The organism is Parasphingomonas halimpatiens (genome assembly GCF_036663795.1).
Classification (GTDB): domain Bacteria; phylum Pseudomonadota; class Alphaproteobacteria; order Sphingomonadales; family Sphingomonadaceae; genus Sphingomonas.
The window spans coordinates 1-12,096 of the sequence record NZ_JAXOJP010000064.1 but is presented as its reverse complement, the minus strand read 5'-3'; the positions used below and the strand labels follow the sequence as shown (position 1 = coordinate 12,096).

17 protein-coding genes and 1 pseudogene are annotated in these 12,096 nt (G+C 65.8%); 10 read left to right on the top strand and 8 right to left on the bottom strand.

The window, feature by feature from the left end; translation table 11 throughout:
- Positions 1-160: 160 nt before the first annotated feature.
- Complete coding sequence (locus U1839_RS26055; RefSeq protein WP_332806471.1) at positions 161-553, bottom strand: globin domain-containing protein; 393 nt, start codon at positions 551-553, stop codon at positions 161-163.
- 85 nt (positions 554-638) lie between these two features.
- Between U1839_RS26055 and U1839_RS26050 the strand changes: the two genes are divergently transcribed.
- The 3 genes from U1839_RS26050 (at position 639) to U1839_RS26040 (ending at position 2,002) form a co-directional block, all read left to right on the top strand.
- Complete coding sequence (locus U1839_RS26050; RefSeq protein ID WP_332806470.1) at positions 639-929, top strand: hypothetical protein; 291 nt, start codon at positions 639-641, stop codon at positions 927-929.
- 88 nt (positions 930-1,017) lie between these two features.
- A complete protein-coding gene (locus U1839_RS26045; RefSeq protein ID WP_332806469.1) occupies positions 1,018-1,656 on the top strand; it encodes a YkgJ family cysteine cluster protein in 639 nt (212 codons plus the stop codon).
- Complete coding sequence (locus tag U1839_RS26040; protein WP_332806468.1) at positions 1,649-2,002, top strand: hypothetical protein; 354 nt, start codon at positions 1,649-1,651, stop codon at positions 2,000-2,002. Before U1839_RS26045 ends, U1839_RS26040 begins: the two co-directional genes overlap by 8 nt.
- A 14-nt stretch (positions 2,003-2,016) precedes the next feature.
- Here U1839_RS26040 and U1839_RS26035 read toward each other — a convergent pair whose 3' ends face one another.
- The gene (locus U1839_RS26035; protein ID WP_332806467.1) at positions 2,017-2,553 is read right to left on the bottom strand and encodes a CHRD domain-containing protein; all 537 of its coding nucleotides are present in this window, start codon (positions 2,551-2,553) and stop codon (positions 2,017-2,019) included.
- Between the two features lie 64 nt (positions 2,554-2,617).
- On the opposite strand from U1839_RS26035, the gene U1839_RS26030 reads away from it, so the two are divergent.
- A complete protein-coding gene (locus U1839_RS26030) occupies positions 2,618-3,004 on the top strand; it encodes a VOC family protein (protein WP_332806466.1) in 387 nt (128 codons plus the stop codon).
- 14 nt (positions 3,005-3,018) lie between these two features.
- Here U1839_RS26030 and U1839_RS26025 read toward each other — a convergent pair whose 3' ends face one another.
- Positions 3,019-3,450 (bottom strand): DUF1330 domain-containing protein, encoded by a 432-nt coding sequence (locus U1839_RS26025; protein ID WP_332806465.1) that lies wholly within the window; start codon positions 3,448-3,450, stop codon positions 3,019-3,021.
- Positions 3,447-3,851 carry a nuclear transport factor 2 family protein gene (locus tag U1839_RS26020; protein WP_332806464.1) on the bottom strand — a complete coding sequence of 135 codons (405 nt, stop codon included), beginning with the start codon at positions 3,849-3,851 and terminating at the stop codon, positions 3,447-3,449. Before U1839_RS26020 ends, U1839_RS26025 begins: the two co-directional genes overlap by 4 nt.
- Positions 3,852-3,980: 129 nt before the next feature.
- On the opposite strand from U1839_RS26020, the gene U1839_RS26015 reads away from it, so the two are divergent.
- The 4 genes from U1839_RS26015 (at position 3,981) to U1839_RS26000 (ending at position 8,491) form a co-directional block, all read left to right on the top strand.
- A complete protein-coding gene (locus U1839_RS26015; RefSeq protein ID WP_332806463.1) occupies positions 3,981-4,856 on the top strand; it encodes an alpha/beta hydrolase family protein in 876 nt (291 codons plus the stop codon).
- A gap of 21 nt (positions 4,857-4,877) precedes the next feature.
- A complete protein-coding gene (locus tag U1839_RS26010) occupies positions 4,878-5,888 on the top strand; it encodes a hypothetical protein (protein ID WP_332806462.1) in 1,011 nt (336 codons plus the stop codon).
- Between the two features lie 39 nt (positions 5,889-5,927).
- Positions 5,928-6,581 carry a glutathione S-transferase family protein gene (locus tag U1839_RS26005; RefSeq protein WP_332806461.1) on the top strand — a complete coding sequence of 218 codons (654 nt, stop codon included), beginning with the start codon at positions 5,928-5,930 and terminating at the stop codon, positions 6,579-6,581.
- Between the two features lie 494 nt (positions 6,582-7,075).
- Positions 7,076-8,491 carry a metallophosphoesterase gene (locus tag U1839_RS26000; protein ID WP_332806460.1) on the top strand — a complete coding sequence of 472 codons (1,416 nt, stop codon included), beginning with the start codon at positions 7,076-7,078 and terminating at the stop codon, positions 8,489-8,491.
- A gap of 86 nt (positions 8,492-8,577) precedes the next feature.
- Here U1839_RS26000 and U1839_RS25995 read toward each other — a convergent pair whose 3' ends face one another.
- The gene (locus tag U1839_RS25995) at positions 8,578-9,654 is read right to left on the bottom strand and encodes a serine hydrolase domain-containing protein (RefSeq protein ID WP_332806459.1); all 1,077 of its coding nucleotides are present in this window, start codon (positions 9,652-9,654) and stop codon (positions 8,578-8,580) included.
- Between the two features lie 326 nt (positions 9,655-9,980).
- Between U1839_RS25995 and U1839_RS25990 the strand changes: the two genes are divergently transcribed.
- Both U1839_RS25990 and U1839_RS25985 read left to right on the top strand, forming a co-directional pair.
- A complete protein-coding gene (locus U1839_RS25990; protein ID WP_332806458.1) occupies positions 9,981-10,853 on the top strand; it encodes a 2-dehydropantoate 2-reductase in 873 nt (290 codons plus the stop codon).
- A 63-nt stretch (positions 10,854-10,916) separates the two neighbouring features.
- On the top strand, positions 10,917-11,126 hold the full coding sequence (locus U1839_RS25985; RefSeq protein WP_332806457.1) for a hypothetical protein: 210 nt from the start codon (positions 10,917-10,919) through the stop codon (positions 11,124-11,126).
- A 93-nt stretch (positions 11,127-11,219) separates the two neighbouring features.
- Here the strand turns inward: U1839_RS25985 and U1839_RS25980 are convergent, their stop codons facing one another.
- The 3 genes and pseudogenes from U1839_RS25980 to U1839_RS25970 form a co-directional block, all read right to left on the bottom strand.
- Positions 11,220-11,588 (bottom strand): hypothetical protein, encoded by a 369-nt coding sequence (locus U1839_RS25980; protein ID WP_332806456.1) that lies wholly within the window; start codon positions 11,586-11,588, stop codon positions 11,220-11,222.
- A 120-nt stretch (positions 11,589-11,708) separates the two neighbouring features.
- Positions 11,709-11,993 carry an AIPR family protein gene (locus tag U1839_RS25975; RefSeq protein ID WP_332806455.1) on the bottom strand — a complete coding sequence of 95 codons (285 nt, stop codon included), beginning with the start codon at positions 11,991-11,993 and terminating at the stop codon, positions 11,709-11,711.
- 7 nt (positions 11,994-12,000) lie between these two features.
- Positions 12,001-12,096, bottom strand: a pseudogene (locus U1839_RS25970) (IS5/IS1182 family transposase); the annotation flags it as partial.

Sequence of the window (12,096 nt, the reverse complement as noted above, 5' to 3'; positions counted from 1 at the left end):
GCGCACCATGCGCCTGCCCGACACCTTCCAGGACCAGGACAAGCCCGAGCTGCAATATGCCGAAGCCGGGCTCGATGCCGATGCCATCGTCGAGACCGTGCTCAAGGCGCTGCGCCATAATAGCGGCGCGGTGGTCGAAGCGCGCGCCTGAACCAGGCAATTACGCGGCTTGCGGGATGCGCGCCATCGCGCGCGCGACCCGGCCGAGCGCGGTCGACAGCGTCGCGGCGAGATCGGGCGCGATGTCCGGCGTAGCGGCGATCGCGCGGTCCATCGCGGCGACCCATTGCTCGCCGAGCGCAGGGGTGATCGGCATCGCGCCGTGCAGCGACATCACGCAGGTGCCGGGACGCTCGCTGAACCAGTTGCGCGGGCCGCCGAGCCAGGCGGTGAGGAAACCGGTCAGCGAACTGCGCATCGGCGTGAGATCGGCATCATGCATCGCGCGCAGCCCGGCAAAAGACGGGTCGTGCTCCATCAGATCGTAGAAGCGATCGACGATCGCCGCGACGCGCGCGGCGCCGAGCCGGGCAAAAGGCGTGATGTCGGACATGCAGGATCTCGCCGGTGGTGATGCCGCACGCTAGGCCGGTGCGCGCGGCAGCGCGTTGATCGTCGTCAAACCGACGAACGCACGCATGCGCTTACGATCCGGAAACCAGCGTCACGCTATCATCGTCGCGGCGGGGGGCGGCGCGATGCGTGAGGAGTTCGGCTGGCATCACAGGAAGGCACGCCGCGTGGCGGACTGGAGTCCGCCGCCGCCCGAGCCACGTCCGATCGGGCCGTGGCGGCATCTGCCGGCGGTGGCGATCGCTGCGGCAATCTTCGGCCTGGTGGCCGGCGCGGCGCTGCGCGATACCGACCAGCAGCATCGCGAGCGCCTGACGCGCTGGACGGCGCCGCAGGATCTGCAGCGCCCGCGCTGATCGCATATGCCATCCGGGGCCGGCGCACGTCGCGAGATGTCGCTTACCGCCAATACAGGCGTTGCCCGTCATGCGATGAGTCGCTCCGATGGAGCAGCCTGCCGCCACCATGGGGCCTGCCACGCCCTTCAGCTATCGCTGCACGCGGTGCAATCGCTGCTGCACGGGCAAGCGCGTCCAGGTGAATCCCTATGAGATTGCGCGGCTGGCGCGGGCGAAGGGCGTTTCCACGAGCGAGGCGCGGGCGTTCTTCACCGCAAACGGTGCGCTGCGCCAGGACGATGTCGATCGCTGCATCTTTCTCGGCGAGGACGGTTGCGGCGTGCATGCCGACCGGCCGCTGGTGTGCCGGCTGTTCCCGCTCGGTCGCGTGGTCGCGGCGGACGGCGCGGCGCATTTCGTGATGCTCGATCGCAACTGGGCGCGCGGCGAGTTCGGCGAGGCCGGCATGGTCGCGGACTATGTCGCGGCGCAGGGTGCCGCGCCGTTCATCGCGGCGGCCGATGCCTATTTCGCCTGGTATTGCCGCGCGCGCGAACGGCTGGCGGCGGGTATGCCGGACGAAACGGCCGGGAAGTCGACCGACCTGCTCGACATCGACGGTCAGCTTGCCGCGCATTGCCGCGCGCAAGGAATGGTTGAACCGGCCGATCTCGAGGCGCGGCTGGCGCTGCACCTGGCGATCCTCGACGCAGAACTCGAAGGCGAAGGAGACGATGATGGCTGACGACAAGACACAGGCGACGGCCGCGCTGGGCGCCGCGATCTCGATGCTGGGCCTGTCGCTCGGCGTCGCGCTGCCGGCCGAGGCGCAGAGTGCGCCGCCGCCGGGCGGGCAGGCCGGGACACAGGGTGTGCTGATCGGGCTGAACCAGCCGACCAGCCATCAGCAAAAGGGGACGCAGGGGGTCCTGATCGGTCTCAACCAACCCAGCGCGCAGCAGTGGAAGAGCGAGCAACACAAAAGCCAGCAATGGAAGAGCGAACAGCTCAAGAGCCAGCAGCTGAAGAGTCAGCAGTACAAGAGCCAGCAGTATAAGAGCCAGCAGTTCAAACAGCCCGGCGGGCAGTAACCCCGCCGCGACGCTCAGCCGGCGGCGACGGTGCCGCTGATCTCGCCGTCGGTGAAGCGATCGGTGTGGACGTTGAGGATGACATGGCCGTCGCGCAGCGCAGTGACGAAATGCGCGAAGGTCGCGGTCGAGCCGAGCAGCTTCGCGCCGGCGGCATAGTCATAGTCCTTCATCCGCACGTGAAAGCCGTGGCGCGTCGGCCGGTAGGTCGGGCCATAAGGCAGCGGCAGGACGAGCACGACATCGTCGGGCTGGCCGGGCCGCGCGACATATTCGTGGAAATGGATCGGCCCGATCGGCCCCTTGACCAACCGGTCCCATAGCGCGTCCATACCCAGCCCGGTGATCGCGAGATCGACCGAGACGCGCTGCGTGACGGTATCGACGCGGATCGTCGCGCGGCCGGTCGCGGGCGAACCCGTCGCGGTCGGCGCGGCGGTGCCGGCGAGCGTGGCGTGGAAGCGCAAACGCTCGGCCTGGGCGGGGCCTGCGGTAACGAGCATCGCGATCAGGCCGCACAAGCTTGCCGTCATCCGCGTCGCGTGGGGCATAAGGACTCTCCCTGATTGAGCCGGGCTTTTTCGCCGGCGATAGTTATTGCCTGGAGGAACAGGCATGATCGACCATATCGGCATCGGCGCGAGCGACTTCGACGCATCGAAGGCCTTCTACGCGGCGGCGCTCGCCCCGCTCGGCGTGAGCGTGATGATGGAGGTGACCCCCGAGCAGACCGGCGGTTATCACGGCATCGGCATGGGCAAGGATGGCAAGCCGTTCTTCTGGCTCGGCAATGACGGGCCGCGCGGTAGTGGCATCCATGTCGCCTTCGCCGCCGCGACGCGCACCGCGGTCGATGCCTTTTATGCCGCGGCGATCGCGGCGGGTGGGCGCGACTATGGCGCACCGGGGCTGCGGCCGCATTATCATCCCAACTATTACGCCGCCTTCGTGCTCGATCCCGACGGGATCAATGTCGAGGCGGTGTGCCATGCGCCGGGCTGACGCCGCGCCGTGCATCAGCCGAACCCCGCCCCGGCGTCGCGCGGCGCGCAGCGGATCAGCCGCGAGGTGAGCACCGCCGCTTGGCGGTGGACCACTGCAAGCCCGTAGGCCGGGTCGACCACCATCGCCAGGAACGCGCCGGCGCTCGGGTAGCGCGCGACGAAGGCGCTGTCCCACGCCTCGTCGGCCGGCCCGGTGAGCACCAGTTGCGGCGCCCCCGACCACAGGATGACGCCGCCGACACGCCGGAAGATCGGCCCGCTCTCCGCGCCGTAGCGGGCATAGGCCTCGGCCCCGCTCAGCCCGAGCCCGGCCGCCTCATGGCCGGCGGGATAATCGGCGCGGTCGCGGTAGCGCACGAGGTTGAGCATCTCGACCGGCTGGTCGCGCGGCAACGCCTTGAAGGCGTCGAACGCGGCGCGGGTCGGGTCGACATGCCCGCTCATGCCGCGCCCGTGACATGGGCGACGTGGAGCGTGTCGACATATTGCTGGAAGGCGGTGACCTTGCCGTCGATGATCCGCCAGACATGCACCATCTGCGCGTTCATCGGCTTGGCGGTCGCCTTGTAGGTGCCGTGATAGCGGCCGAGCGCGATCACGGTGTCGCCGGCATCGAGTATCTCGAACGGCACGGCGGCAAAGCCATCCCACTCACTGCCGCAGCGCGCGAACACGCCCTCGGCCACCGCCAGCGGCCCGACATAGGGGTTGCGATCGGCATAGGGGAAATTCTCGGCCTCGTTCCACACGATGTCGGGGCTCATCCGCCCGAGCACGCCGGGCACGTCGCCGGCGGCGAAGGCATCGTAGAGGCCGCGGATCAGCGCGACATTTTCCTGTGACATGGCTGGCTCTCCCGTTGGTCGTTGCGGCGAGGATGGCACGGCGCGGCGGGGTGGGAAAGGCGCCATTTGCCGGCTAGCATCGGCGCGCGCGCCGGTGGATGATGACGCACTCGGCGAAGGGGAAGCGTGATGAAGACAGCGATGATCGTGATGGCCGCGCTGGCGAGTATCGGCGCCGCCGCGCCGGCCGGTGCGCAGGACGTGCCCGCGGCGATCTTCACCGATCCGCCGCACGACGCGGCGCACCCCGCGCGGATGGCGGTGCTGCATATCCCGAGCGGCGGGGTGGCGATCAACGGTCTCGCCTATGTCGCGGCGGGGGCGGGGCCGCATCCGGTGGTGGTGCTGTGCCACGGCCTGCCCGGCAACGAGAAGAATCTCGACCTCGCCCAGGCGCTGCGCCGCGCGGGCTGGACGGTGGTGACCTTCAACTATCGCGGATCATGGGGCAGCCCGGGGAGCTATCGCTTCGCGCATGACCTCGAAGATGTCGATGCGGTGCTGGCGTATCTGCGCTCCCCCGCCAACGCCGCGGCGCTCGGCCTCGATACCAGGCGCATGGTGCTGATCGGGCACAGCCTCGGCGGCTGGGCGACCGCGCTGACCGCGGCGCATGACAAGGGGCTGATCGGCGCTGCGCTGATCTCGCCGGGCGATATCGGGCTGCTCGGCAGCCTGCCGCGCGCCGCCGCGATCAAGGCGTTCGGCGACAACGGCATGGAGGCGCTGGCCGATACTGGCCCGGCGATCATGGCCGACGAGGCGATCGCGCATGCCGACGCCTATGATTTCGTCAAGGCGGCGCCCAAGCTCGGCACGACCCCGCTGCTCGTGCTGACCTCCGACGACGGGCTCGCCGCGCCGGCCGACGCCCTGGTCAAGGGCGCGAGGGCGGCGGGCAACGGCCATGTCACCAGCGTCCACGTAGCGACCGACCATGGCTGGTCCGACGCGCGGGTGCGGCTGGCGAGCGAGGTCATCCGCTGGCTGGCGGGGCTGAAGTGAGGAAGCGGGACGTGCGGTAGCGTGGAAGCGGTGAACAGCACGCTGTCGGCGATTCCCTTCTCGTTCCAGCCGAGGTCGCTGGCCTGGGATGGTGACGAACTGGTCGATTGGGTCGGCGGTGGCACGCGTTGGTCCGTTACGGACGGGAGTCAGCACGAGTCGGGCATCAACTACGCCTTTTGTGGCGATCGGGCGGTGGTCTCGCCGTCTGGACGCTACAGCGTGATCTATGCCGAACGGGCGACCAAGGGCCTTGTCCTCGATCGCGGCAAGATTTTACGCGAGATCAATCGAAGCTATTATTGCGCAGACGCTTATGCCTATCCCGTCGCTCTCGGCCAATTACCCGATGGCCGCGAGGTGATTGCCCATTGCCCCGACGACTATAACCGCATCCACATCGATACGCTGGCCGAGGGCAAGCGGCTGACGCGGCGACGCAACAAGAGCGAAGACATCTTTCATTCGCGGTTGAGCTTCAGTCCCGATGGCCGCCATCTGCTCTCCGCAGGATGGGTGTGGCATCCTTTCGAGATCGCCTGCGTGCTCGACGTAACGCTTGCGCTGGAGGTGCCACGCGTGCTCGATCGCGCCGATGATGGCCCCGGCATCATGTTGGCGGATGCGAGCAACAATCCTGAGGTCAGCGCGGCATGGTGGATCGACAATGATCGCATCGTCGTCACCACCAGCACCGAATATGACGATGAGGATACCGACCTGCCAGCGGAGCGGTCGGGTATCTGGTCGGTGCGCGAGCGTCGCTGGTTGAGCCGCTCGACATGGAATCCGCAAGGATCGTTGCAACGTTGCGCGGGCGGGGTGTTGTATGTCGAAAATGGCTTTCCGCACTGGTGGGGGCCGGATACCGGCGAGCCGCTCTCCTGGCCCGACGTGGAGGTGGCCGAGGCGCCGCTGTTCGGTGATGGGGGCTGGCTCAAACATGATTGTCCGCTGCTCGCCGCCCATCCCACCGAGAAGCGCTTTGCTGCCGCGACGGCCAACGTGATCGTCGTGGTCGAATGGTCATGAGGGCGGATTGACCACTGCCCCCGGATATGGAGCCGCCCGATGACGATCACCATCACCGCGTTCGAGCGCTCGCCCGATGGCGGCAAGGGGCTGGCGCGCGATATGCGGGTGCGCTGGGCGCTGGAGGAAGTCGGGCTGCCCTATGAGGTGCGGCTGGTGTCGTTCGCGGCGATGAAGGCGCCGGCGCATGTCGCGCTGCATCCGTTCGGGCAGATCCCGACCTATGAGGGAGGCGACCTGGCGCTGTTCGAGACCGGGGCGATCGTGCTGCATATCGCGCAGCACCATGCCGGGCTGCTGCCTGAGGACAAGGATGCGCGGGCACGCGCGATCGGCTGGATGTTCGCCGCGCTCAACACGGTCGAGCCGCCGATCCTCGACCTGACGATCGCGCGGCTGGTGGAGGGCGACAAGCCCTGGGCGGCGGAGCGCCTGCCGCTGGTACTGGAGCGTATCCGCGACCGGCTGACGCCGCTCGCCGCGCGGCTCGGCGATGCCGAGTGGCTCGACGGCGGGTTCAGCGCGGGCGATTTGATGATGGTGTCGGTGCTGCTGCGGCTCCGCGCGTCGGGGCTGCTCGACGAATATCCGTCCCTTGCCGCCTATGTGACGCGCGGCGAGGCGCGGCCGGCGTACCAGCGGGGGTTTGCGGCGCAATGGGCGGTCAATGGCGATCGGCAGGCGCGTGGGTGATGGCGCGCCCTGACGCCAGCGGGCGCATCGCGCATGTCGCGGCGACGCCTGGAGCGGGATGACATCTGGCTGAATCTCCCCCCAGCCCGCTCGTTTCGCGCGACGTCGAGAAACGGCGACAGGCGCTCTGCCAGCTTTCTCGACGTCGCGCGAAACGAATGGGTCAAGGTAAGCTCAAATCCGCCATGCACCTGGCATCGTCGCAGGCCCGGCTGCTGAAACGATCGATGTCGGACAGATAGTCCTTAAGTTCGTCGACAAGATGATCGACGTCGCGGCGCTAATTGTCGACATCCAAGTCATTGCACAATCGTCCTTAGTTCGCCCAGTTATATCCCCAGCGAGAAGGACTCCGTAACGCCGAACCTTAGACTAGCCAGATCGCGCGAAAGGGCGCAGCATCTGACGGTCATCTGTTCGACGGGCTGAAATGGGGGCGGGTTATGGCAAGCGGCACGCGGGCGGAGCGGTGTTGGACATGGCGGACCCTGCCGATGGCGTTGGCGCTGGTGGTCGGATCCGCGCCGGGCGTGGCGGCGGGGCAGGTCGCGACCCCGGCGCCGCCCGCTGCCGGCGCTCCGCTACCCGTTACAGCTGCACCCGTTGCACCCCCGCTCGCGGCCGCTCCGCCGACACCCGCTCCCGTCGTGGCCGCGACGCCGGGCACCTTTCTCGCAATGTCCGACGTGCATTATGTCGGCACCCCGGGCGAGAAATGCTATCAGGCCGGTGACGAGACCGATGCCGCTTTATGGGCCGCCGCGCAGGCCGAGGCGAAACAGGTGATCCAGGACGAGAAGCCGGCCTTTGCCCTCTATCTCGGCGATTTGCCGTCGCATTGCGACCCGCGCCCGGACAGCCAGTTCACCAGCGCGCTCGACGGGCTGGCGAGCATCGTCGGGACGGGCACCAAATTGATCTATGTGCCGGGCAACAACGACTCGCTGGCGGGCGATTACCAGGCGTTCACCGCGCAAGGCGGCACACCGCTCGGCCAGTCGGCGGCATGGGGCGGCAAGCCGGTGCTCAATGCGCAGCCGGGCGACATGATCGACGACAGCAATCTCGCGACGGGCTATTATTCGGTCTATGCCCTGCAGGCGACCGCGACCGCAGCCGCGCTGCGCGTGATCGCGCTCAACACCACCATCTTCACCTCGAATTACGACCAGCGCGTTTGGACCTACCAGGCCGATTCCGATGGCCAGCTGAGCTGGCTCAACGGGCAGCTGAAACAAGCGCGGGCAAAGGGCGAGAAGGTGATCATCGCGATGCACGTGCCGCCCGGGACCGACGGCTATGGCGGCGGCAGCGGGACCGGCGTCACCACGATGTGGAACGGCGCGCTGACCTATCAGGGCAGCGACCCCGACCTGAAGGTCGGATCGTGGGTGCAGCGGGTCTTTCTCGAACTGGTCGCCGGCTATCGCCCCGAAATCGTCGGCCTGCTGAGCAGCCACACCCATTATAACGAGATCAGGCGGCTGCGCGATTGCACGCAGCCATGGCCGACGCTGGGCGACTTCACCGAGCTGGACGTGGCGATCCCGTCGATCACCACCGACCACGGCAACAATCCGTCGGTGAAGATCATCAGCTATGACAGCGGCTTCGAATGGACCGAAAACCGCACCTATTTCGCGCCGGCCAAGAGCGGGGCGGGCTGGGCGACGAACGCGCCGCTGTCGTTCGACCTGCGCAACTATCCCTGCCCGTCCTGCATGGCGGGCGATACGCTGTACGCGCGGATCGCGGCGCTCGACACGGCGACCACGATCGGCACGTCGAGCAAGCTGACGAACATGATGATCCGCTGGCTCAAAGTCGGCGCGGGGCGACCGGGGCCGCGCATGTACGCGCTGTCGCTGGATGCGGTGTGCGAGGTGCCGCCGACGGGGGCGGGCGGCTGACGTCGTCGGGATGCAGCTATTCGGTGGTTATGGCATGTGGCATCGTCGTTGCCGGTTTGCGGGTCGCGACCCCGGGGCCGCGATGATCAGGGGGCGGTCGCGGCCGTCGCCGGCATGCCCGGCGCATCGAGATAGGCCGCGGCGAACTTCGTGGCGATCGTGTCGGGTGCGGTGTTGGTCTGGTTGGTGAGCACCGCCACGGTGAGGTGCTCATCCGGGAAATAATCGAGCTCGCTGAAGAAGCCGTTGATCCCGCCGGAATGGGCATAGCGGGTGCGGCCGAGATTCTTGCCGACAAACTCGCCAAAGCCGTAGCCATTACCCCAGTCGGTGAACATCGCCTTCAGCGCGGCCGCGCCGATCACCTTGCCGCCGTGCAGCGCCGCGACCCATGTCGCGAGGTCGTCCACGGTCGAATAGAGCGCGCCGGCGGCGTAGGGCAGGCTCATGTCGAGATAGTCGGCGTTGAACGCCTGGCCCCTTTTGATGTCATAGCCGCGCGCGCGCATCGGCAGTATCTCGGCGCTGACATCATAGCCGGTGTCGGCCATGCCGAGCGGCGCGAAGATGTGGGTCTTCAAATAATCGGCATAGCCCTGGCCCGAGACCTTCTCGACCACCATGCCGAGCAGGGTATAGCCCGTGTTGTCATAGGCGAACTTCGTGCCCGGTGCAAAGTCGAGCGGTTTGTCGCGGGTGAGCGCGACGACCTCGGCGGGGGTGCGCGCGTCATGCGCCTGCTTGTCGAAAAAGCCCGGAATGGCGGTGTAGCTCGGGATGCCCGAGCGGTGGGTGAGCAGGTGCCTGATTGTCACCTTCGACCAGGCGGCCGGCGCCTCGGGATAATAGCGCGCGATCGGATCATCGAGCGACAGCTTTCCCGCCTCCTGCAGCTGCAGGATCGCGGCGGCGGTGAATTGCTTGGTGAGCGAACCGATGCGGAACTTCGTCGTCGGGGTGTTGGCGACGTTCCACTCGCGGTCGGCAAGACCCCATGCCTCGCGGAACAGCGGCTTGCCGTCCCTCGTCACCAGCACCACGCCGCTGAAACGGCCCGCCGCCACCTGCCGCTCGACCTCGGCGCGCGCGCGCTCGGCCTGGGCGAAGGCGGGTGGCGCAGCGTTGAGGGTGAGGACTGCGGCGGCGATGGCGAGCCGGGTCATGCGACGTTTCGGAGGGTTCATCGGGAGCGGGTAGCGCATGGTCGATTTCGGTCAAGGAGGGTGGCTGCCATGGAGTATGGCACGTGGCACCGGGATGCGGGCCGATGGGCGCCGGTGGACGTCGTGCGATCGCATCGGCTACAGCGGGATGACTTTACCTTAACCCGTTCGTTTCGAGCGAAGTCGAGAAACGGCAACAGGCGCTCCGCCAGGTTTCTCGACTGCGCTCGAAACGAACGGACGGGGATGACTCCGACCCATGTCATCCCGCTCTAGCAGCATCCGGCGACGCCCCGGCGGCGCGTCGGATCGAAAGGCGTAACATCGTGACCAGCATCGCCATCATCGGGCCCGGCGCGATCGGCGCGACCGTTGCGGCGTGGCTCGCCCAGGTTCCCGGTCATGACGTGAGCCTGTGCGTGCGTACGCCGGTCGACGCGCTGGTGATCGAGACGCCGGGCGGGGCGATCCGCGCGACGCCGCGGATACTTGCCGATCCGGCGCAGGCGCGGCCGGTCGACTGGGTGCTGGTCGCGACCAAGACCTATGACGTTGCGGCGGCGGCGCGCTGGCTCGCGCCGCTGACCGGTGCCGCCACGCGGATCGCCATCCTGCAGAACGGCGTCGAGCATCGCGCGAACTTCGCCAGGCACGTTCCGCCGGAGCGGCTGGTGCCGGTGATCGTCGACATCCCGGCCGAGCGCTCGGCGCCGGGGCGGGTTCATCAGCATCGCTACGGCACGCTGACCGTGCCCGACGACGCGGCCGGCCGCGCGTTCGTCGCGCTGTTCGCGGGCACGTCGATCGACGCGCAGACCACGCCGGACTTCACCACCGCGGCGTGGCGCAAGCTGGCGATCAATTCGAGCGGGATCATCCTCACGCTGATCGACAAGCCGTTCGGCATCACGCAGGACGAGGGCGTGGCCGACGCGATCCGCGTGCTGGTCGCGGAATGCCGCGCGGTCGGGCTAGCCGAGGGTGCTGACCTGCCCGCGACATTGCCCGACGAGATCGTCGCCTATTACCGCGCCCAGGCACCGGCACTGCGCAATTCGATGCATAACGACCGGCTGGCCGGGCGGCCGATGGAGCTCGATGCGCGCGACGGGGTGATCGTGCGGCTGGGCGAGAAGCATGGCGTGCCGACGCCTGCGCATCGGTTGCTGGTGGCGTTGTTGAAGGCGGCGACCGCCTAAGTTGCTTGGGCTAAGGGCTATCGGAACTGGTGCGCTGTCGTCGCCGCGACGATATGAGAGCCCATGGATCGAGAAATCGCAGAACGTCTGATGTCCGCCGCATTGGCGTTGGACCAAGCGCTCGGCGGTATTGATACGGTGATTTCCAGTATGCCTGCCGGGCCGGAGCGCAAAGCATTTGCCCGCGCGCTCGGGGACGTATTCTTCCTGGTGAACGAAGGTTTCATTCGGCCGTTAGCCCGGGAATATCCCGAACTCGATCTGGAAGCTTGAGCGCTCGATTGCGCTTTTATGCCGTAAATTTCGCGCATTTAGAAAATTTCCCCGTGATGGCACCGCAATTCACTCGTCGCCGTAATTGAGTGATTACTGCAATTGCTGCCATCTCGCGCCAAAACTGCCGAGCTTGTCCTTCGCTACCTCCTTTTCGTACGATTTTAGCAATTCATCTGCACGATCCCTGACCCGGTTAGGTGATTTCAGTTCTGACTTGTAATCAAAAGAATCTCCGGCACGATCAACTTCGTAATTTAAATCGATCAGTAAAGAAGATATGATTGGATCAAGTGCAGATGACAGTTTATGCGCCCATTCTTCTTTTCCCATAATGGAGCTAGGATCTCGCAGTATGCCGTTTCCGGTGACGTCGTCGCTTAGAAGTCTGGATAGTACATATAATAAAAAAAATCTTGTCAGACGATAAGAGGAAAACGGTTTATTTTTAATCATTTCCATCTTTAACGATATGATCTGTGCCAGGGTCCACACAAATACTATGCGGTTGGCGTTTACTTCTGGCCTACCAAAGACTTCTCCGTAATCATCTTCAAATAGGCGATAAAGTTGGTGGCAGTTTCAAGGGCGGCGTAGGTCGAATGCAAGCAAAAGCGCGCCTGCCTCCTCGTTACTGAGAGCTATCTTAGCTTGAGGGGCTTCGCCTCTCTTTATGATATAATCAAATATTCCCTTAAATTTATTCTCAAAATCGCTTTTCAGGCGACTCTGTATTTGATGGTTCGCCTTCAGATCGCGAGATTTAATGGAATTTTGATTGTTGCTGATCTGCGTAATGGTCTTCGCAAGTTCCGGTTTGTTCTTTAATTCGATGACCCTGATCGGCAGCCTGAGAGCCTGATTCAAAAGTTTCTCAACTGATTGAGACTCTTGCGATTCTGCGGGTGATCATGCGGATGCTGGCGATGGTTGCCCATGCGGTCGAGCTTTCGATGGATCGTTCCCAGTC